Genomic DNA, 21,776 nt, shown 5'->3' on the forward strand with positions numbered 1-21,776 from the left:
AGGTCGTAGGCCCGGTAAATGAAGCGTCTCCGATAATCACCCCGCCCGAAAAAACGGCTTGTCTCCCAAAATTGTCGCCCGGTGCATAATGCGCCGCTGGGGCAGATAATCTGCATTCGCATAATGCTGCGTCACGCGATTATCCCAAATCGCCACATCGTTGGGCTGCCAACGCCAGCGCACCTGGAACTCCGGTTTAGTGATATGCGCGAACAAAAAGCGCAGTAACGCCTCGCTCTCTTTTTCCGTTACATCGACAATTCGCGTGGTAAATCCTTCATTCACGAACAGCGCCTGCTTCCCGCTCACTGGATGCGTGCGCACCACCGGATGCAGCAGGGGCGGATGCTTTGCCACCGCCTCCAGCCAGCGCTGATGCTCCTCTGGCGTCTGGCGGTATTTATATTCCTGGAAGGATTTACGAAAATCATGCTCTGCCTGCAGGCCGCTCAGCAACTGGCGAAACGGCTCAGATAATGCGTCATAAGCGGCAATCCCGCTGGTCCACAGGGTGTCTCCCCCTGTCGATGGCAGCTCTTTTGCCGCCAGAATCGCGCCCGCTGGCGGCGTGTCGATAAAGGTCACATCGGTGTGCCAGTTGTCGTTATCCGGGGGATTATCGTTATGAGTATCCAGCACGATAATCTCTTCAACCCCTTCGGCATGCGGATAGACAGGGTGAATATGCAGATCGCCAAAACGCAGCGCCAGCGCCCGCTGTTGTTGCGGCGTAATCACCTGCTCACGTAGAAACACCACCTGATGGCGCAGTACGGCGTGATAAAGCTGTTCAAACTGATTATCGCTCAGCGGGCGCGTCAAATCCGCACCGGTGATTTGTGCGCCAATGTTCGGCCCCAGCGGGGTAATGCTCAGACGTTCACTCATTGTACTTCTCCATGCCAGGGCGTCAGGCGGCGCTGAAGCGCGCGCAGACCCAGTTCTAAAATAAACGCAATAACGGCAATCACCGCGATCCCCGCCAGCACCACATCCGTTGCCAGAAACTCACCGGCTGACTGCACCATAAATCCTAAACCTCGCGTGGCGGCAATCAGCTCTGCTGCCACCAACGTCGACCAGCCCACGCCAAGCCCGATACGCAACCCTGTGAGTATCTCCGGCAATGCCCCCGGCAAAATAACAAACCACAGCACCTGCGTACGGCTGGCTCCCAGCGACTGTGCGGCACGCACTCTCACCTGCTGCGCGCTTTTAACCCCCGCCAGCGCCGACATCGCTACAGGGGCGAAAATCGCCAGATAGATCAGCAGGATCTTGGAGGTCTCACCAATGCCAAACCAGATCACCATCAGCGGCAAATAGGCCAATGGCGGAACCGGACGATACAGTTCAATGATCGGATCGAGAATGCCGCGCATCGTCGGACTCAGCCCCATAGCGATCCCAACCGGAACGCCGAGCAGTACCGCCGCCAGCAGCGCGATAACAATACGCGTCAGGCTCGCCGCCAGATGCTGCCACAGCGTGGCATCCATAAACCCCTGCGGCCCGGCAATAACCATCAGTTTTTGCAAAACCTGGCCCGGCGGGGGTAAAAACAGCGGACTGATTAACTGCAGCGCCGCCGCCGTCCACCACACCGCCAGAATGACGACCAGCGTACCGAAGCTTAAGGTAATCTGCCGCGAGAACGGCCAGCGCCAGTTCAGCGCGCGCTGGCGACGGGGTTTATCATTAATCACCACGCTCATGAGAATGCCTCCCGTTGTTCAAAGACACGACCTAACACATACTCGCGCATGGCGATAAACTGCGGGTCGGACTTAATGCTGCGGCTCGGCTCTCCGGCCACAAAGCGACGAGCGAAATTCAGCGGCAGACGCTCCAGTACCCGGCCAGGGCCTGGCGACAGCAATACCAGCTCCGTTGCCAAAAAAACGGCTTCTTCAATATCGTGGGTAATCAACAGCACCTGTTTGCCAGTCTCATGCCACAACTTCAGCAGCAGGGTTTGCATCTGCTCGCGGGTAAAGGCGTCGAGCGCGCCAAAGGGTTCATCCAGCAACAACAGCTGCGGGTTGGCAGCCAACGCCCTCGCAATGCCGACGCGCTGACGCTGACCACCAGAGAGCTGCCAGATAAAACGTTTTCCCGCATCCTCCAGCCCAACTTTCTGCAACATCTCCCGCGCGATTCGTTGACGTTGGGGCTTTTCCATCCCCGCCAGTTGCAGCCCGAAGGCCACGTTGTCCTGCACGTTGCGCCAGGGCAGCAGGCCTTCGTTCTGGAACACAACCCCGCGCTCTGCGCCTGGACCTTCAACTTTGTTGCCCGCCAGCATAATGCTGCCATGCTGATACGGCACAAACCCGGCAATCAGATTTAACAGCGTGGTTTTTCCGCAACCAGAAGGTCCGAGTACCACCAGCAGTTCGCCACTATCGAGCGTCAGGTTGATATCTTCCAGCACCGGTTTTCCACCGTAGCTGGCGGCAAGATGAGAGATTTGCAGCATCAGCGCCTCCTTATTTATTGCACGAAGCGATCGGTCACATACTGGCTGTAATCCGTCGCGACGGCGGGGACTTTGCCCTGCTCTTTGAGGAACTGCGCGGTGTCGATAATCGCTTTATTCACCGGGCCGGTTAGCTCAGCGGTTTGCTGTTGTGCCGTCAAATAGGTGTTACCTTTCACCAGCCCTGGCACATCAGCCTCCGGTACGCCACTCAAACGCGACAGTTTGCTGATATTCTCCGGCTGCTTCAGCCATTCATCGGGATTAGCGATATAAGGCTGCTGGGCGTCGATGGCGCTTTTGGCAAAGGCTTTCACCACCTCAGGATGCTTCTCGGCAAAATCTTTGCGCACCACCCACACGTCCAGCGTCGGTGCGCCCCACTCGCCAACCTGCGATGAGTCGGTTAATACCTTGCCATCTTTTTCCAGCGCGTTTACCGCAGGCGCCCAGACATAAGCACCATCAATATCTCCGCGCTGCCAGGCGGCAATAATCGCGGGTGGCTGCAGGTTCACAATCTCCACCTGCCCTGCTTTGATACCCCAGTGTTTCAACGCCGCCAGCAGGCTGTAATGGGTAGTGGAAATAAACGGCACGGCAATGCGCTTACCAATCAAATCTTGCGGTTTACTGATGTTTTTCTTCACCACCAGCGCTTCAGAATTGCCGAGTTTTGACGCCAGCAGGAAAACCTCAATAGGCACCTGCTGGCTGGCAGCGACCGCCAGCGGGCTGGAGCCAAGATTACCGATCTGCACATCACCGGATGCCAGCGCACGGACGATGCTCGCACCGCTGTCGAATTTGCGCCAGTCAACGGTAGCCCCGCTCTCTTTAGCAAAGGTGTTATCCGCCTGCGCCACTTTAGCGGGTTCAGCGGAGGTCTGATAAGCAACGGTGACGTTCACCGCCTGTGCCTGAAATGCGATGAATGCCAGTGCGGCAAGTAGTGCGTTACGCGATGAAATAGCCATGATTGTCTGCTCCCCTGTCTTGTTATGGGGGCAGTATTTCGTTGCGGCACAATTTGATAAAGGAATTAAAAATTCTGGCTAATAGCGATCTGTTTTTAGAAAAAAAGCGGCAATGCTTAGCCCGGAAATGCATTTGATTGCAGGCCGTCAAATTATTGCGATTTTGTTACATTCGTTACATATCCGCGCCACGGGGATTGCCAGCGCGGCGCTGGCAGGCATCATAGATGCCATTGTCAGGCAAGAGAGCAAGATCATGATTCATGTTGTGCTGGTGGATGACCATGTGGTGGTGCGTTCCGGCTTTGCGCAATTACTCAGTCTCGAAGACGATCTCAACGTTGCTGGCCAGTACAGCAGCGCGGCACAGGCGTGGCCTGCATTACTGCATGATGACGTTAACGTTGCGGTGATGGATATCGCCATGCCGGATGAAAATGGCCTGAGCCTGTTAAAACGACTGCGGGCGCAGAAGCCCGGTTTTCGCGCCATTATTCTCAGCATCTATGAGTCACCCACGTTTGTGCAAAGCGCATTGGATGCCGGTGCCAGCGGTTATCTGACCAAACGCTGCGGGCCAGAGGAACTGGTGCAGGCGGTACGTTCGGTTGGTATGGGCGGGCATTACCTGTGCGCCGACGCGCTGCGGGCGCTACGCGGCGGCGAACAGCCCGCGCAGGTACTGGAGGTATTGACCCCGCGCAAGCGCGAAGTGTTTGATCTGCTGGTCAAAGGCGACAGCGTAAAAGAGATCGCCTTCAAGCTCGACCTCAGCCATAAAACGGTGCACGTTCATCGTGCGAACGTGCTGGGCAAACTGCAATGCCACAGCACCATCGATCTGGTGCATTTTGCACTCGACCACCAGTTGCTGACGGGGCATTAATGTCACGCAGCCTTCGTCATGGGGTTATTTCTCTGTTTATTCTGCTGGCCTGGGGATCGGGCTGGCTGATGCTGTGGACGCTGGGGTTTTACCTGACCCACAACGGCCAGCAGGCAGCGCTATTCCTGCCGCACGGCGTCTATCTCGCCCTGCTAATCCTGCTTTCTCGCCGTTACTGGCCCGCGCTGGTACTGCCGCCGGTGCTGATGCTGTTCTGGCTGCACAGCGAGCAATTAGTGAATGGCTATATCCTGCTGGCTGCGCCGTTGATTAGCCTGATCCCGGCGAGTATCGGCCAGTCATACTGGCACCGCTTCCCCCTTTACTGGCAGCGCTTAACGCTGCTGCTGGCCGCGGTGACGATCACGTCATTGCTCAATACCCTCCTGCTTTCACCGTTTATCCAAAGCCCGGCAACGTTAATTGGCCTGGCATCGTTTACTGGCGGCGTACTGCTGACGCCGTTTGTCTATCTGATCTATGAGTTTCTGCGCCAGCAGCACCGCTATCATTTGCTCGGACTGGATACCACCAATCCCCCCCTGCGTACCTCGCTTATCATCTGGTGCAGTCTGTTTTTCATTATTGGCATAGGTACCCAGATGGTGCTGTCACCAGAGATCGAGCGCCTGCTGCTAATCGTGGTGTTCTTACCGAACGTGGTGATGGCGTGGAAATTTGGCTGGCAGGGCGGCGTGTTGTCCGGACTGCTCGGCAGCATGATGATCACCATCGCCCGGCAAATCGGCGTCGGGTTCAGCAATTTACTGGAGTTGGAGATTTTCCTCGCCACCCAGGCGCTGCTGGGCATAGGGCTGGGGATCGCTATCAGCCGCCAGCAGCATCTGGCGCAAAACCTGCACCATTATCGCCAGCGTCTGGAAGCCGAACTGGCAGCGCGACGCGCGCTGACCGAACAACTGATCCGCACCGAGGAAAATACGCGCAAAAGCCTGGCGCGGGAGCTGCACGACGAAATTGGTCAGAACATCACCGCCATTCAAATTCAGTCGCAACTGGTCAAGCGCGCGCCGGGTCGCGAGCAAACACTTGAAGCGGCAAATCAGATCAACGACCTTGCCCGGCGCATTCACCACTCCACCCGCCAACTGCTGCGCCAGCTACGACCGCCCGCGCTCGATGAACTGGCCTTTAAAGATGCACTGCATCATCTGGTGAATGAATTTGCCTTTGCCGAACGCGGCATTCGCTGTTGGTTTGACTATCAGCTTGAAAATACGCCAGAAAATGAAACGGTGCGTTTCACACTGTATCGCCTGCTGCAGGAGTTGCTCAATAACGTCTGTAAACATGCCGACGCCAGCGAAGTGTCGATTACGCTGCGCCAGCAGGAACACCGCGTATTTCTGCACGTCGCTGACAACGGTGTAGGTATTCTCGCGGAGAAAATCCCCGGGTTCGGTATCCAGGGGATGCGTGAGCGGGTCAGCGCCCTTGGCGGCGAACTGACGCTCGAATCGAACAACGGCACGCGGGTAATTGTTAACCTGCCCACAAATTTGCAACAAATCAGCCGTTAACCAGGAAAAAGTCTTAGTCACTGCGGACTTTATCTCATCCCATTTTGCTTTCACTTTCCTATAGTCAGCACAAACGGAGGCTGCCATGCATGCACGTGCATCACGCGAAACAGACCAACAATACCGGGCGCTACGCCCCCGGCTGCTGATGTGTATGGTGATTGGGTACGCCGCGTTTTATCTGACGCGCAAAAGTGTTAACTACGTCCTCCCGGCGCTGCAAACGGATCTGGGTCTGGATAAAGGCGATATCGGCCTGCTGGGATCGCTGTTTTATCTGACCTATGGCCTGTCGAAATTCACCGCCGGGCTATGGCACGACAGCCACGGACAGCGCGCGTTTATGGGCATTGGCCTGTTTGCCACCGGCGTTTTAAACGTGCTGTTCGCCTTTGGTGAATCGCTGACGCTGCTCCTGGTGGTCTGGACGCTGAACGGATTTTTTCAGGGCTGGGGCTGGCCGCCCTGCGCCCGACTACTGACTCACTGGTACTCGCGCAACGAACGCGGCTTCTGGTGGGGCTGCTGGAATATGTCGATCAACATCGGTGGGGCCATCATCCCGCTGATTAGCGCCTTTGCCGCCCACTGGTGGGGTTGGCAGGCAGCCATGCTGGCGCCGGGAATAATCAGCATGGCGTTAGGCATCTGGCTCACCCTGCAACTGAAAGGCACGCCCCGGGAAGAAGGCTTACCCACGGTTGGGGAATGGCGGCAAGACCCGCTGGAGTTGCGTCAGGAGCAGCAAAGCCCGCCGATGGGACTGTGGCAAATGTTACGCACCACCATGCTGAAGAACCCGATGATCTGGCTACTCGGCGTGTCATATGTGTTGGTCTATTTGATCCGCATTGCGCTCAACGACTGGGGCAACATCTGGCTGACGGAAAGCCACGGTGTGAACCTGCTCAGCGCCAATGCCACGGTAATGCTGTTTGAAGTCGGCGGCTTGCTGGGGGCGCTGTTTGCCGGATGGGGTTCGGATCTGCTGTTCAGCGGTCAGCGTGCGCCAATGATTTTGCTATTCACGCTGGGGCTGATGGTCTCCGTCGCCGCGCTGTGGCTGGCGCCGGTGCACCACTACGCGCTACTGGCAGTGTGTTTCTTTACCGTGGGCTTTTTTGTGTTTGGCCCACAGATGCTAATTGGCCTCGCGGCCGTGGAATGCGGACATAAAGCGGCGGCAGGTTCAATTACTGGTTTTCTCGGGCTGTTCGCCTATCTGGGGGCCGCGCTGGCGGGTTGGCCGCTGTCGCTGGTCATAGAACACTACGGCTGGTCGGGAATGTTCAGTTTGCTCTCGGTTGCCGCTGTCTTTATGGGTTTATTGCTGATGCCATTGCTCATTGCGGGCATTCCCCCTTCTCTCAGTCAAAGGATAAAACAATGAAACTGACGCTTACCTCTACCCTAATTGCCTCCGCTCTGACGCTGGCAGCCTTCAGCAGTGCAGCTCAGGCGCAGGGTCGTCTGGTGGTGTATTGCAGCGCCACCAACGAAATGTGCGAAACCGAAACCAAAGCCTTCGGTGAAAAATATGATGTGAAGACTTCATTCATTCGCAACGGCTCAGGCAGTACGCTGGCGAAAGTGGATGCCGAGAAGAAAAACCCGCAAGCGGATGTCTGGTATGGCGGTACGCTGGATCCACAGTCTCAGGCCGGTGAAATGGGCTTGCTGCAGCCGTATAAATCACCAAACCTCGAACAAATCATGGAGAAGTTCCGCGATCCGGCAAAAGTGAAGGGCAACCTCTCCTCGGCGGTTTATGTCGGTATTCTGGGCTTTGGCGTCAATACCCAGCGCCTGAAAGAGAAAAACCTACCGGTGCCAAAATGCTGGAAGGATCTGACCAAACCGGAATACAAAGGCGAAATCCAGATTGCTGATCCGCAAAGCTCCGGTACCGCCTATACCGCACTGGCGACCTTTGCCCAACTGTGGGGGGAAGATCAGGCCTTTGACTACCTGAAACAGCTCAACGCCAACGTCTCGCAGTACACCAAATCCGGCATTGCTCCAACGCGTAACGCCGCCCGTGGCGAAACGGCTATCGGCATCGGTTTCTTGCACGACTACTCGCTGGAAAAAGAACAGGGCGCACCGCTGGAACTTGTCTCACCGTGCGAAGGTACCGGTTATGAAATCGGCGGTGTCAGCATCCTGAAAGGCGCGCGCAACCTCGATAACGCCAAACTGTTCGTTGACTGGGTACTGTCGAAAGACGCGCAGGAGTTGGCGTGGAAGAAAGGTAAATCCTATCAGATCCTGACCAACACCACCGCCGAAACGTCCCCTAACTCGCTGAAGCTCGACGACCTGAAGCTTATCAATTACGACATGGATAAGTACGGCTCGACCGACGTGCGTAAAGCCCTGATCAATAAGTGGGTCAGCGAAGTGAAGATGGGTAAATAACCCCAGATTTGCGTTCATTTGCCGGATAAGGCCTCAACGCCATATCCGGCCTGAAATACCGGAACCGCTATGTCACACACACTTGCACTCCATCCCGTGAAAAAACGGGATGCGATATTTCTTTGGATTTTACTCGGCTGGCTGGCGTTTGCCCTGCTGCCGAGCTGGAGCCTGGACTACGGTCTGCTGGAATCGACGCGCGAAGAAATTCTCGCCGCCTACGGCTGGTCACAGTTCAATATCAATTGGCTCTGGTATCTGCTGCCAAGCCTGCTGCTGGTGCGCCCGTTCCATGAAGCCAGACGCGAACAGCGCAGCCGCCATTATTTTGACGCGGGCTGGGCCTTTTTCTGTATGGCCTTTATCGTCGCCAGCGCGACTCTTGAGGGGCGCGGCTTAGGCTATGCCACCATCGTGCTGTTTGTAGCACTTGGTGCAATCATGACCCTGGCGCTCACCCGTCTGGAATGGCTGGGCGGCGACCGTTTCGTCATCGGCTCGCTCACCGCGATTGTCGCGCTGATCGGTATTTTTATCGTCTGGCCAAGTATCGCTATTTTCATTCCGATGTTCACCAACGACGCCGGGGAATTTGCTCCGCTGGCGTTTATGAATGTGCTGTCGCAGGCGCATATCATTCAGGTGATCCTCAACTCGATTATGCTGTCGATTGCCGTCGGCGTCGGCTGTACCTTCTTTGGCCTGGTGCTGGCTATCTACACCACCCGTATTGCGAAACGCAGCGCCATTATCGGACGTATTTTCTCGATTCTGCCGATCGTCACCCCGCCGTTTGTTGTGGGTTTAGGCGTAACGCTGATGATGGGGCGCTCCGGTTACATCACCGAATTTATGGTCGAATGGTTTGGTTTGACCAACACCAACTGGCTGTACGGTTTTACCGGCATCTGGCTGGCGCAGGTGCTGGCCTTCACTCCGATGGCGTTTATGATCCTCGACGGGGCGATCAAAACCATTCATCCGTCGCTGGAGGAGGCGTCATACACCCTGCGCGCCAGCCGCTGGCAAACCTTTAACGGCGTGTTTGTCCCGCTGCTAAAACCGGCGCTGGCAAACGCCTTTTTAATTGTGGTGGTGCAGTCGCTGGCCGACTTCAGTAACCCGCTGGTGCTTGGCGGTAACTTTGACGTGCTGGCAACGCAAATCTACTTCTACATCACCGGTTCCCAGCTCGACTACCAGGCCGCCAGTACGCTGGGTGCCTTCCTGTTGCTGTTCTCGCTGCTGGTGTTCTGCGTGCAGTACATGTGGATTGGTAAACGCTCGTACGTCACCGTTTCTGGTAAATCCTATCGGGGCGACGTGCAGCCGCTGCCGGTAACGCTGGTATGGAGCGTGGTCGCGCTGCTGGCGGTGTGGATTGCCTTTAACGCCCTGCTCTACGGCAGCATTTTCTACGGCAGTTTCACCGTAAACTGGGGCGTGGACTACACCCTGACACTGGCGAACTTTACCAAACTGTTCGGTCAGGGAATGAGCGACGGCGCGTGGCCTTCACTGCTCGACACCCTGCTCTACGCCGGGATTGCCGCGCCGATCACCGCTATCTTTGGCCTGCTGATCGCATGGGTTGTGGTGCGTCAGCAGTTTAAAGGCAAAAAGACCATCGAGTTCACCACTATGCTGTGCTTTGCCGTTCCGGGCACCGTAGCGGGCGTGTCGTACATTCTGGCCTTTAACAGCGCCCCGGTATACCTCACCGGCACCGCCGCCATCGTGATTATCTCAATGGTGATGCGTAACGTCCCGGTCGGTATCCGGGCGGGCATTGCGGGCTTAGGCCAAATCGATAAATCACTGGATGAAGCCTCGCTCAGTCTGCGCGCCGGTTCCCTGCGCACCATTACGCACATCCTGTTGCCGCTGCTGCGCCCGGCGATCCTCTCAGCGCTGATCTACAGCTTTGTGCGCGCCATTACCACCGTCAGCGCCATTGTGTTCCTCGTCACGCCGGATACCCGCGTGGCCACGGCCTACATCCTGAACCGCGTAGAAGACGGCGAATACGGCGTGGCGATTGCCTACGGTTCCATTTTGATCGTGGTGATGCTGGCGATTATTTTCATCTTTGACTGGCTGATCGGTGAATCACGTACCTCCCGTTCAAAAGCCAAAAACCAGGCGTAATGGAGCGCACTATGACTCAGAAAAATTTCGTTGAACTGCGCAACGTCACTAAACGATTTGGCAGCAACACGGTTATCGACAATATCAATCTCACCATTCCGCAGGGGCAAATGGTAACGCTGCTCGGCCCGTCCGGCTGCGGTAAAACCACCATCTTGCGTCTGGTTGCCGGGCTGGAAAAACCGAGCGAAGGACAAATTTTCATTGATGGCGAAGACGTTACCCATCGTTCCATTCAGCAGCGCGATATCTGTATGGTGTTTCAGTCATATGCCCTGTTCCCGCACATGTCGTTAGGGGAGAACGTCGGTTATGGCCTGAAGATGCTCGGCGTGTCGCGCGCGGAGGTGAAAACCCGCGTCAAAGAGGCGCTGGCAATGGTGGATCTGGAGGGATTTGAAGACCGCTTTGTCGATCAGGTCTCCGGCGGTCAGCAGCAGCGCGTGGCGCTGGCCCGTGCGTTGATCCTCAAACCGAAAGTGCTGCTGTTTGATGAGCCGTTAAGTAACCTGGACGCCAACCTGCGTCGCAGCATGCGCGACAAGATCCGCGAGCTGCAAAAGCAGTTTGATATCACCTCGCTGTACGTCACCCACGATCAGAGCGAAGCCTTTGCGGTTTCCGATACCGTACTGGTGATGAACAAGGGACACATCATGCAGATCGGCTCGCCGCAGGATCTCTATCGCCAGCCCGCCTCCCGCTTTATGGCGAGCTTTATGGGCGATTCTAACCTGTTCCCGGCCACCTTCAGCGACAGATACGTTGATATCTACGGCTATCATCTGCCGCGCCCACTGCACTTTAGCGATCAAGGCGAGGGCATGGTAGGCGTGCGCCCGGAAGCGATCACGCTCAGCGACCGCGGCGAAGAGAGCCAACGCTGCGTGATCAGCCACGTCGCGTATATGGGACCCCAATATGAGGTCACGGTGGAGTGGCACGGACAGGAGATTTTATTGCAGGTCAACGCTACGCGTCTGCAGCCGGACGTCGGCGAGCAGTATTATCTCGAAATCCATCCGTACGGCATGTTTGTGCTGGCGGATGCGGCATAAAGTGTTACCCATGTTTCCGGTTCATACCGTATCGCCATCCGGCAAAAAATGCCCGATGGCGGCTTACGTCTTATCGGGCCTGGGCCTGAACTTTTAACGCGGCAATATCCGCAGGCGTGGTGCGACAGCACCCGCCAATCAATCGTGCGCCAGCGGCCTGCCACTGTGGCAGATAATCCGCCAGTTGCGCACAAGACTCACCGTGATGATGCCAGGTTTTGCTCGCGGCATCGTACTGCTCGCCCGAATTCGGATACACCACCAGCGGCAGCGCCGTTAAGCCGTGTAAATGCTGCAACGCAGCGGTGGTGTTTTCCAGCGCAATGCAGTTAATGCCTAACGCCACCACCTGCGGATAATCCGCCAGCAACGCGACCACGTCACGCAGCGGCGTACCGTCGCTCAGGTGCTCGCTGTCACGCAGAGTAAATGAGAACCAGGCACGCGCACGCGGGTACGCGGTCAACAGCTCAGCCAGTGCGCCAATCTCGACAAAATTCGGCAGGGTTTCGCAGGCCAGCAGATCGGCCCCGGCATCCAGCAATGCTTCCACGCGCGGGCGATGAAACGCCTGGAACGCCTCGGCGCTGCGCTGGTAATCGCCACGGTATTCAGAGCCGTCCGCCAGATACGCGCCGTAAGGTCCGACAGATCCCGCCACCAACAGCGTGCCCGCTTGCGGGTTCTCTGCCAGATACGCTTCACGCGCTTTACGCGCCAGCTCCACGCTTTTGCCAATCAGCGCTTTCGACTGCGCTTCATCCAGGCCACGCGCGGCAAAGCCCGCCGGTGTCGCCTGATAGCTGGCGGTGATCGCGCATTGCGCCCCCGCCCGGTAATAATCAAGATGCACTTCGCGGATAAGCTCCGGGTTTTCTACCAGCACTTTGGCTGACCACAGGCTGTCGGCTAAGTTACACCCTCGCGCTTCCAGCTCCGTCGCCATCGCGCCATCCAGTAACAGGACATCCTGTTTCTCAAGGAGAGCGCGTAACGGATTATTCTGCGACATGTTCTGGCTCCTGTTTTGCGTTACGGGGTTGAGTAAGGAAATATGCACCATAGCACAACGCAACAAACGGTAACCCGCACCACAACGCAATTCTCTGCGCTGGATCGAATGCCAGCCCTACACAGGCCACCAGGCACAACACAAATCCCAATACCGGCACCAGCGGATACCACGGCGCACGATAATGTAATGCACTCAATGCCTTACCCTGTTGCAGATGACGGCGGCGAAAAACAAAGTGCGAGGCGCAGATGCTCAGCCACACCGCCACCACCGCAAACCCGGAGATTGCCGACAGCGCGACAAATACCGTGTCCGGGGCCACCACGCTGGAAAACAGCGCCAGTACGCCGCCGAGCATACTGACCGACAGCGCCGTCAGCGGCACGCCGTTTTTCGTTACTCGCCCAAAACAGGCTGGCAGCGTACGTTCATTCGACAGCGACCAGAGCATGCGCCCGGAGGCATACAGCCCGGAGTTCGCCGCAGAAAGAATGGCTGTCAGGATCACGAAGTTAAAAATATCGGCGGCGTACGGAATACCTACCTTCTCAAACACCAGCACAAACGGGCTTTTCTCCACGCCCGCCTGCTGCATCGGGATCAGCGCCGCCAGCACAAACACGGTGCCGATAAAGAAAATAATCAGTCGCGCGATGGTGGTACGAATCGCCACCGGGATCACCTTGCGCGGATTTTCCGTTTCACCGGCGGCAATACCGATAAGCTCCGTTCCCGAAAAAGCAAAGTTCACCGCCACCATCGTCATCAGGATCGGTAAGCCGCCATGCGGGAACCAACCTTCCGCCGTGATATTACTCAGCCCCGGCGCGGGCGAGCCATCCTGCATCGGGATAAAGCCAAAAATCGCCGCCCCACCAAGGATAATAAAGGCGATGATAGTGACCACTTTCACCAGCGAGAACCAGAACTCCCCTTCGGCAAAAAAGCGCGTGGAGATAACGTTCAGGCCAAAAATAATCACACAGAACACCACGCACCAGACCCATACCGGCACCAGCGGAAACCAGTACTGCATACAGAATCCGGCAGCGGTAAAACTCGAACCAAGCGCCACGGTCCAGGTCAGCCAGTAGAGCCAGGCCACCGTATACCCCGTCGCCGGGCCGAGATAGCGCGCGGCATAGACGTGAAACGCCCCGGTCTCCGGCATCGCGACCGACAGCTCGCCCAGACACTGCATAACCAGCCAGACCACCAGCGCGCCAATCAGATAGGCCAGCAGCGTTCCCGCGGCCCCGGTAGTGGAGATGATGTAACCGGTATTGAAGAATAACCCTGTGCCAATCACGCCACCCAAGGAGAGCATAATCAGGTGACGCGTTTTCATCGTGCGCTTCAGTGGCGCATTTTGTTGTGTTGTTTGCATATAACCTTCCAAACGTATGGACATCTAAACATCCAAAGAGGGTGTGTTATACCGCGTTTGTTAACACAATGCAAAGTCAACCCTGCACCAGACGCAGATGACCGCGCCGGGCGCTTAATATCGGGTGGGGGTTAATTATCAAATATAAAAAGGGCCGCCAGCTCATAACGCCTCCGTTGCCAGGCTTTATATAAACTCTGGCAACGTCATCGCCGGCTGGCGTTCACCCGGAAGTGGGAACCGTATCTCCCCACTCATACAACCGAACGATTGCTTATGAGCCACTGGTCGGGATCGGCATCTGCGATTTACGGCTCATCAGGAAAAATACCGCCAGCCCTGCCAGTAAAATGCCCGGCGCAGAAGCCGCCATCACGCCTACCGTTCCTGTGCCGAGCGCTAACATTTTTCCTGCCAGCAGCGGGCCGCTCATCGCCCCCAGACGCCCAACGGCGACAGCGGTACCCACGCCTGTCGCGCGGATCTGCGTACTGTAAAACAGCGGAGCCAGCGCATACAGCACGCTTTGTCCTCCAGTGGCAAACATCCCCGCCACAAATCCGGCCATCAGCATACCGCTCAATGACGACACCGTCCCCAGCGCCAGCAGCGAAGCCAACATCCCGGTGTAGATCAGAAGCGACATGACCACCGGGCGCAGTTTGTCCATTAACGCCCCGAGAATTAACGTGCCGCTGGCCGCGCCGATTTGCAGAGCAAACATCACACCAGCCGCCTGCGAGGGCTGAAAGCCCTGCTCCACCAGCAGCATCGGCAGCCAGTTGATCAGCATATACACCACCAGCAGGGTGAAGAAATAGCACAGCCACAGCAGCAGCGTGGCGGTGGCGGTAGCGGGGGCGAACAGGGCGCGCAACGGCGCGGCGGCCACCTGCGTTTGCTGGGCATAAACCTGTGATTCTGGCAGCCAGCGCATCAACAACGGCACCAGCAGCAGCGGGATCACTCCGCCAACCCAGAACACCGTTTGCCAGGCGGCGGCCAGACCGCTAAACCCGAGCGCCGCCGCTAACGCCGCGCCAATCGGCACGCCACAGTACATCAGGCTCACCGCCGTACCGCGAAAACGCGGGCCCGCCGCTTCGGAGGTCAGCGCGATCAGATTCGGCAACGCCGCGCCCAACCCGACGCCGGTCATCAGACGGGCAAACACCAGCGACGAGAAATCCCAGGAAATCGCCGTCGCCAGCGAGAACAGACCGAACAGCGCCACGGAGGCAATAAGAATACGCTTGCGGCCATAGCGATCGGCCAGCATGCCGCCCACCAGCGCGCCGGGCAGCAGTCCGAGAATGCCCGCACTGAAGATCCAGCCCATCTGCATTTTATCCAGCGCAAACGCCTGGGCGATACCGACGGCAGCGATCCCGGCGGCCTGTAGATCCAGCCCTTCCATCAGGGCAACTAAAAAGCAAAGCCCGACGGTTAACGTCAGGCGGTAAGATGTGGGGGTACGGGTAGTCATAAGATGTACCTCTGAGGTCACGATGCAGGTGAGTCGCGGCTGATACGTTGCCAGCCGCGTAATCATTTTTATTTGCTATTGCGCAGATCCAGCGCCACGTCGACGATCATATCTTCCTGGCCGCCCACCATTCGGCGTTTGCCCAATTCAACCAGAATATCGACCGCGCTCAGGCCATAACGCGCCGCCGCCACTTCGCAGTGACGCAAGAAGCTGGAGTACACCCCGGCATAGCCCAGTGCCAGCGTTTCGCGATCCACCCGCACCGGACGGTCCTGCAGTGGACGCACCAGATCGTCGGCGGCGTCCATCAGCGCATACAGATCGGTGCCGTGCTGCCAACCGAGCTTATCCGCAGCGGCGATAAACACTTCCAGCGGCGCGTTGCCCGCGCCAGCGCCCATACCCGCCAGGCTGGCGTCGATACGGTCGCAGCCCTCTTCCACCGCGGCAATCGAGTTCGCCACGCCGAGACTCAGGTTGTGATGCGCATGCATTCCGGTTTCTGTCTCCGGCTTCAGCACCGCTTTCAGGGCGCGGAAGCGGGCGCGAATATCGCTCATATTCATCGCCCCGCCGGAATCGACCACGTAGATACACGTCGCGCCGTAGTTTTCCATCAGCTTCGCCTGCTGCGCCAGATTCTCCGGCGTGGTCATATGGCTCATCATCAGAAAGCCAACGGTATCCATGCCGAGCTCACGCGCGTACTGAATATGCTGGGCCGACACGTCCGCTTCGGTGCAGTGGGTCGCCACGCGCACCACTCGCGCGCCGGCCTGATACGCGTTTTTCAGGTCATGAAGAGTGCCGATGCCCGGCAGCAACAGCGTGGCGATCTTTGCGTGTTTGACCACGTCTGCTGCCGCTTCAATCCACTCGAGATCGCTGTGCGCGCCAAAGCCGTAGTTAAAGCTGGAACCTTGTAAACCGTCGCCGTGGGCCACCTCAATGGAATCAACCCGCGCGTCGTCCAGCGCTTTGGCTATCTGGCGCACGTTTTCCAGCGAATACTGGTGACGAATCGCATGCATACCGTCGCGCAGGGTCACGTCAGAGATATAGAGTTTTTTACCGTTCATGCTGCTTCTCCTGCCTGACGGGTGAGTGACTGCGCCATCTGCTCAGCGGTCGCCAGCGCGCTGGAAGTCATAATGTCGAGGTTGCCCGCGTAGGCGGGTAAATAGTGCGCCGCACCTTCCACTTCCAGATACACCGCGGTTTTCAGCCCGGAAAACTGACCAATACCCGGCAGATTCACCGGTTTATCCTCCGGGATGACTTCAAACTGGACGCGCTGTTTCAGGCGATAGCCCGGCACATACGCCTGCACTGCCGCCGCCATGTCATTAATCGACGCTTCAACTTCAAGCTGGGAGGCCGCTTCGCTCAACACATACACCGTGTCGCGCATCATCAGCGGCGGCTCAGCCGGGTTAAGTACGATAATGGCTTTGCCTTTGGCCGCGCCCCCCACCACTTCAATCGCCTTCGAGGTGGTTTCGGTAAACTCGTCGATATTGGCGCGGGTGCCCGGTCCCGCAGATTTACTGGCGATCGAGGCGATAATTTCGGCGTAATGGACTTTTGCCACGCGAGAAACCGCCGCCACCATCGGGATGGTCGCCTGCCCGCCGCAGGTCACCATATTGACGTTCTGTTGGTCAACGTTAGCCTCCAGGTTCACCACCGGGACGCAGTACGGGCCGATCGCTGCGGGCGTCAGGTCGATCAGACGGATCCCCGGTTTTACGGCGCGCAGCGCGGCGTCATTTTTCACGTGCGCGCCCGCGCTGGTGGCATCAAACACGATGTCGATTTCAGCGAATTCTGGCATCGCAAGAAGCCCCGTCACCCCTTCATGGGTGGTGGCAACGCCCATACGCCGGGCGCGTGCCAGACCGTCGGATTGCGGATCAATCCCCACCATCACCGCCATCTCCAGACGTACGCCGTGACGCAGAATTTTAATCATCAAATCGGTGCCGATGTTGCCAGAGCCGATAATGGCGACTTTACGCTTACTCATGACTGACTTCCTTTTGTAACCGCCGCTGAAAAGGTGGCGGCAACTGAACCAATACCGTCGATATGGGCTTCGAAATGATCGCCCGCATTCACCGCCACCATCGGGCCTAACGCCCCGGTGAGAATAATGTCCCCGGCACGCAGCGGCTCGCCAAGGCTGGCCATTTTGCGCGCCAGCCACACGGCGGCGTTGATCGGATGTCCCAGACATTCGCTACCGCGCCCGCTGGAAACCTCTTCGTTATTGCGCGTCATTTTCATCGCGCAGTTTTTCAGATCTAATCCTGCCGGATGTTGTGCCGGGCCGCCGACCACATACACGCCACAGGAGGCGTTATCCGCCACGGTATCAACAAACTTGATCGACCAGTCGCGAATACGGCTGCCGACCACTTCCAGCGCGGGTAGCACCCACTCGATGGCGTTGTACAGCTCGTCAAAGGTGGTATCGGCATTGGGCAGATCGCGGTTCAGCACCAGCGCAATCTCCGCTTCAATACGCGGTTGTAGCACGCGGGCAAACGCAATGGTGTCGTTGTCGCCGTAGCACATGTCGGCGAACAGCGTGCCGAAGTCCGGCTGATCGACGCCCAGCTGCTGTTGCACTTTCGGGTGCGTCAGCCCCACTTTGCGCCCGACGACGCGACGCCCTCGCGCCACGTCATACTGCACATTGATACGCTGAATGGCGTAGGCCGCTTCGGCGTTATCCACGCCGATCAGTTCACGCAGCGGGGCGATAGCGTCCCCTTTTTCCTCAGCCTGACGTAAATCGGCGGCTAACTGCTCAAGATTAAGATTCGTCATGTCCGTTCCTTAAGGGCGAGCGAGGAAGTTCAGCACCAGCTGGTTAAAAGCATCCGCATGTTCCCACTGTGCCCAGTGCCCGCAGTCGCGGTAGATGTGCAGCTCAGACCCGGCAATCCCGGAGAGCAGGCGCAGGCCGGCGTCCATCGGCACGAAGCGGTCGTTGCGTCCCCAGACAATGAGGGTCTGGGCTTTGATTTCCCCCAGGCGCGGGCTGAAATCCGGAAACTGTTTCGGGTTGGCTTCAAGGCTGTGGACAAAGTTTTCCAGGTGATCGCGACGCGACAGCATGTTATTCAGACGCGCCTCAAACAGCGCCTCGGTCAGATCGCTGGTGTCGAAGACAAAGATCTCCATCATCAGCTTCAGGTTCTCGATGGTCGGTTCGCGGTACAGCTGATTCAGGCGCTTGATGCCTTCGGTCGGCATCGGGGTAAACAGGCTCATGCCCCCCGTCCCGCCGCCCATCAGCACCAGCTTGCCCACACGCTCCGGCCAGCTCAGGGTGAACGCCACGGCACTGTGGCCCCCCATCGAGTTGCCCAGCAGATGGATTTTCTGAATATCCAACTGATCGACCACGCTTTTCAGGATGCGAGCATTGAGATCGGATCGCGAACCGCGGTTAACGATGCCATCGCTTTTACCCCAGCCAGGACAATCCAGCAGGATCACCCGGTATCCAGCCTCCACCAGCGGATCGATATTGCGGCTGAAGTTCGCCCAGCCCGTCGCACCCGGACCAGACCCATGCAACAGCACGACGGTCTCTTCGCCCTGCCCACAGTCATTGAAATGCACGCGCAGCGTTTCGCCTGCTTCCTGCACCTGCAGAAAACGACTGGTTGCGTCTTCGGTTTGCGGTTGGTAAGTCATGATGTTCTCCTGCATATTCAGTTCTGTTTCAGTTCTGTGTGGTGGCGCTCAGGGAGCCGAATCCAGCGATCCACTCTGGGATCGGGCGGTAATAACGGCCTTCGCTGCGCCAGTTGCCAAAGGCAGAAATAGCGGCGAAGGCAGCAACCCAGGTTTTAACTTCGTGCGTTGATTTGCCCGCCATCGCGGACAGTTCTTCGTTACTGACCGCGTCCAGCTCCTGCAAACGCCCCTGTTCAAGCAGCGTCATAAAGCGGTTATCCCAGACAGGATTAAGCGGATGCAGCGTGTGTTGATCGGCCACAAACTTCTCGGCGGCGCTGATCACCCGCTGCTGGCGCAGCTCGCGCTCGTTTTCAGGTAGTTGTTTGCCGCTGCCGAGCAGGCGGTCGCGCATATGGGCATCGGCCTTCGCCAGCTCCGGGACCGGCGGCTGATGCGACAGGCCGCCGGAGCCTAAAAACAGCACACGCTGATTCAGCGAGCTGGCGAATCGGCCAATCGCTTCACCGAGCATGCGGGTACGCTGAAAGCCCGGCAGCGGCGTGGCGACGCCGTTAATAAACACCGGCAGCACCGGCACGTTATCCAGACCACCGAGCAAAAACTCCAGCGGCTGCGCGAAACCGTGATCGACCTGCATGTTGTAGGACACGGCGAGATCGATGCCGCTTTTCATTACCGCGTGGGCGCAGGCTTCAGCGAGATCTGTCGGCACCGGCAGTTCCCCCGCCGCGCTACCGAAATCGCCGATCGCCGTAGCGCCTACGCCTAAACAGAACGGCGGCATCACGTCGTAGAAAAATCCGTTGTAGTGATCGGGGGCAAACAGCACCACCAGTTCAGGGTCGAACGCCGCAATACGTGCCCGGGCGCTGGCGATCACACCGTTAACCTCGTCGAGCACGGCCTGCGCCGGGTCGACGTAACCCACCAGCGGCGAGTGGGAAAGACAGTGAAGATAAGCGTGCATATCAGGCCACCTTTTCAGCGGGAATGTAGGCATTAACGCGGGTGAGCGTCATCACCGACGCCAGTTTATTCAGGGTACTACCCAGGGTTTGCGGAATGGCGATGGCGGCCACAAAGCGGTCCGGGCGTATCACCACCAGCGCGGCGTTGTGCTGGGCAAACCACGCGCGCAGGCGGTTTTGCGTATCGCCAATGCGGGTAACGCCGTCGTGGTTATCCTGATCGGTTTGTATCTGTGTATCCGGCACCACCTGGATAAACTGCGTCCCCAGCGCCTGCCACTGTTGGATCTGCGCCTCGCTCATGCCCCACAGCGGGTTACAGCCCCAACCGATCACCGCGAAATTCGGTCCGATGACGTTGTCGAGCAGCGTCACTTCACCTGATTCCAGCGTTACCTTCGGCTGGATAAACATCTTGCCAACGGGGGAGGTTTTCGCATCGCCTTCACGCACCAGCGCCCCAACGTGGTACTGCGGCATCGGCTTAAAGCGCATTTCAAGGAAGTAGCGTTTGACCGGCGGAATGTAGTTCAGCAGCCAGGAAACCCCGTCGCGCACCGCGCCGTGCCAGCGTTTCGGCGGCGCAAGTACGTTGCCTGCGGTCACCGAGAGATCGATCATCGCTTTGGCGTGGTCGCGGCGCTCCTGCTGGTAGGTATCCAACAGCGCATCACCGGCTTTGCCCTCAATCACCAGCGCCAGTTTCCACGCCAGATTGAAAGCATCGCGCATGCCACTGTTGTACCCCTGCCCCTGCCAGACCGGCATAATGTGCGCCGCATCGCCCGCCAGCAGCACGCGGTCAATGCGAAAACGTTCGGCCAGACGTGCGTTATGGGTATATACGCGCTGGCGGATCAGCTCGACGTTGTCCGGGTTCGGCAGCACTTTGCTCAAAAGCTGGCGCATATTCTGCGGTTCGCTGAGCTGCGCTTCGGTTTCCCCTGGCATTACCATAAATTCAAAGCGGCGCACCGCGTGCGGCAGCGCGGCGGAGACATACGGGCGCACCGGATCGCAGCACAGATACACATGCGGCGTGCTGAGCGGATCGTTAGCGATATCCACCACAATCCACTGATTCGGCGCGGTTTTGCCTTCAAATGGCACATTCAGCGAACGTCTGACGTTGCTGGCCCCACCGTCGCAAGCCACCAGCCACTGAGCTTTCACCGTTTCACGCTGGCCATCCGGCGCTTTCAGGTTCAACGTCACTTCACCATTTTGCTGGCTGAAAGCTTCCAGTTCGCGGGAGAACAGGCAGCGCACGTTGGGAAAACGCGACAGCCCTTCCAGCATCACCGCGTCCACCTGCGGCTGAATAAACGCGTTGCGGCGCGACCAGCCAAATTCGTCGGTCATCGGCTGGATATCAGCAAAACAGCGCCCTTTCGGGGTGAGAAAGCGCATCGCATGCCACGGCGTGGTGTGCGGCAGAACATTTTCGACCAGACCGACGGACTGCATGGTGCGCAGCGCTTCATCGTCAATGCCGATGGCGCGAGGATAGTCGATAAGGGTATCGAGCTTCTCCACCACCAACACCTCAATGCCCATCTGGCCAAGATAGTTCGCCATCATCAGCCCTACCGGACCGGCTCCGGCAATCGCTACCTGCACGGTGTGCTGCACAGCGGGTTGGATATCTGGATTTATTGTTGTCATTTCAGAACCTCACTACTCGGACAAAATGCAA

19 protein-coding genes are annotated in these 21,776 nt (G+C 57.8%); 6 read left to right on the forward strand and 13 right to left on the reverse strand.

All coding sequences use genetic code 11. The features are described from left to right. Window positions 1–36: 36 nt before the first annotated feature. From tauD to tauA, 4 genes are read right to left on the reverse strand one after another with little or no spacing between them, the layout of a single operon-like run. Window positions 37–888, reverse strand: coding sequence for a taurine dioxygenase (gene tauD / locus OGV65_RS04925; RefSeq protein ID WP_049270213.1), 852 nt, complete (start codon window positions 886–888; stop codon window positions 37–39). Beyond that, window positions 885–1,715 (reverse strand): taurine ABC transporter permease TauC, encoded by an 831-nt coding sequence (tauC, locus tag OGV65_RS04930; RefSeq protein WP_286454670.1) that lies wholly within the window; start codon window positions 1,713–1,715, stop codon window positions 885–887. Before tauC ends, tauD begins: the two co-directional genes overlap by 4 nt. Further along, on the reverse strand, window positions 1,712–2,479 hold the full coding sequence (gene tauB / locus OGV65_RS04935) for a taurine ABC transporter ATP-binding subunit (RefSeq protein WP_016155825.1): 768 nt from the start codon (window positions 2,477–2,479) through the stop codon (window positions 1,712–1,714). Before tauB ends, tauC begins: the two co-directional genes overlap by 4 nt. 14 nt (window positions 2,480–2,493) lie before the next feature. Beyond that, the gene (tauA, locus tag OGV65_RS04940; RefSeq protein ID WP_049042255.1) at window positions 2,494–3,456 is read right to left on the reverse strand and encodes a taurine ABC transporter substrate-binding protein; all 963 of its coding nucleotides are present in this window, start codon (window positions 3,454–3,456) and stop codon (window positions 2,494–2,496) included. A 256-nt stretch (window positions 3,457–3,712) separates the two neighbouring features. Here tauA and OGV65_RS04945 point away from each other — a divergent pair, with 256 nt between their 5' ends. From OGV65_RS04945 to fbpC, 6 genes are all read left to right on the forward strand, one after another. After that, window positions 3,713–4,342, forward strand: coding sequence for a response regulator transcription factor (locus OGV65_RS04945; RefSeq protein ID WP_286454682.1), 630 nt, complete (start codon window positions 3,713–3,715; stop codon window positions 4,340–4,342). Then, window positions 4,342–5,883, forward strand: coding sequence for an MASE1 domain-containing sensor histidine kinase (locus OGV65_RS04950; RefSeq protein ID WP_137366564.1), 1,542 nt, complete (start codon window positions 4,342–4,344; stop codon window positions 5,881–5,883). Before OGV65_RS04945 ends, OGV65_RS04950 begins: the two co-directional genes overlap by 1 nt. A gap of 85 nt (window positions 5,884–5,968) precedes the next feature. Beyond that, entirely contained in the window at window positions 5,969–7,273 is a 1,305-nt protein-coding gene (gene uhpC / locus OGV65_RS04955) for an MFS transporter family glucose-6-phosphate receptor UhpC (protein WP_047357663.1), read from the forward strand. After that, the gene (locus tag OGV65_RS04960) at window positions 7,270–8,301 is read left to right on the forward strand and encodes an ABC transporter substrate-binding protein (protein WP_286454671.1); all 1,032 of its coding nucleotides are present in this window, start codon (window positions 7,270–7,272) and stop codon (window positions 8,299–8,301) included. The genes uhpC and OGV65_RS04960 overlap by 4 nt, the downstream gene beginning before the upstream one ends. 69 nt (window positions 8,302–8,370) lie before the next feature. Beyond that, the gene (locus tag OGV65_RS04965) at window positions 8,371–10,449 is read left to right on the forward strand and encodes an ABC transporter permease (RefSeq protein ID WP_279265212.1); all 2,079 of its coding nucleotides are present in this window, start codon (window positions 8,371–8,373) and stop codon (window positions 10,447–10,449) included. Between the two features lie 11 nt (window positions 10,450–10,460). Next, window positions 10,461–11,507: a ferric ABC transporter ATP-binding protein gene (gene fbpC, locus OGV65_RS04970; protein ID WP_286454672.1), complete on the forward strand. Its 1,047-nt coding sequence runs from the start codon at window positions 10,461–10,463 to the stop codon at window positions 11,505–11,507. 70 nt (window positions 11,508–11,577) lie between these two features. Here fbpC and mmuM read toward each other — a convergent pair whose 3' ends face one another. The 9 genes from mmuM to OGV65_RS05015 form a co-directional block, all read right to left on the reverse strand. Then, window positions 11,578–12,519, reverse strand: a complete 942-nt coding sequence (gene mmuM / locus OGV65_RS04975; RefSeq protein WP_016151980.1) for a homocysteine S-methyltransferase — start codon at window positions 12,517–12,519, stop codon at window positions 11,578–11,580. Continuing rightward, the gene (mmuP, locus tag OGV65_RS04980; protein ID WP_049282033.1) at window positions 12,506–13,909 is read right to left on the reverse strand and encodes an S-methylmethionine permease; all 1,404 of its coding nucleotides are present in this window, start codon (window positions 13,907–13,909) and stop codon (window positions 12,506–12,508) included. The genes mmuM and mmuP overlap by 14 nt, the downstream gene beginning before the upstream one ends. 274 nt (window positions 13,910–14,183) lie before the next feature. Further along, the gene (mhpT, locus tag OGV65_RS04985) at window positions 14,184–15,395 is read right to left on the reverse strand and encodes a 3-(3-hydroxy-phenyl)propionate transporter MhpT (protein ID WP_016155816.1); all 1,212 of its coding nucleotides are present in this window, start codon (window positions 15,393–15,395) and stop codon (window positions 14,184–14,186) included. 68 nt (window positions 15,396–15,463) lie between these two features. Then, a complete protein-coding gene (mhpE, locus tag OGV65_RS04990; protein ID WP_016151976.1) occupies window positions 15,464–16,477 on the reverse strand; it encodes a 4-hydroxy-2-oxovalerate aldolase in 1,014 nt (337 codons plus the stop codon). After that, a complete protein-coding gene (mhpF, locus tag OGV65_RS04995) occupies window positions 16,474–17,424 on the reverse strand; it encodes an acetaldehyde dehydrogenase (protein WP_047497865.1) in 951 nt (316 codons plus the stop codon). Before mhpF ends, mhpE begins: the two co-directional genes overlap by 4 nt. Then, complete coding sequence (gene mhpD, locus OGV65_RS05000; RefSeq protein WP_047497868.1) at window positions 17,421–18,230, reverse strand: 2-keto-4-pentenoate hydratase; 810 nt, start codon at window positions 18,228–18,230, stop codon at window positions 17,421–17,423. Before mhpD ends, mhpF begins: the two co-directional genes overlap by 4 nt. A 9-nt stretch (window positions 18,231–18,239) precedes the next feature. Further along, window positions 18,240–19,106, reverse strand: coding sequence for a 2-hydroxy-6-oxonona-2,4-dienedioate hydrolase (mhpC, locus tag OGV65_RS05005; protein ID WP_047497871.1), 867 nt, complete (start codon window positions 19,104–19,106; stop codon window positions 18,240–18,242). Between the two features lie 28 nt (window positions 19,107–19,134). Beyond that, window positions 19,135–20,079, reverse strand: a complete 945-nt coding sequence (mhpB, locus tag OGV65_RS05010; RefSeq protein WP_046275617.1) for a 2,3-dihydroxyphenylpropionate/2,3-dihydroxicinnamic acid 1,2-dioxygenase — start codon at window positions 20,077–20,079, stop codon at window positions 19,135–19,137. 1 nt (window position 20,080) lies between these two features. Then, entirely contained in the window at window positions 20,081–21,745 is a 1,665-nt protein-coding gene (locus OGV65_RS05015; RefSeq protein ID WP_047497874.1) for a bifunctional 3-(3-hydroxy-phenyl)propionate/3-hydroxycinnamic acid hydroxylase, read from the reverse strand. Window positions 21,746–21,776 lie beyond the last annotated feature (31 nt).

The organism is Citrobacter sp. Cb004, assembly GCF_030337065.1.
Taxonomy (GTDB): domain Bacteria; phylum Pseudomonadota; class Gammaproteobacteria; order Enterobacterales; family Enterobacteriaceae; genus Citrobacter; species Citrobacter braakii.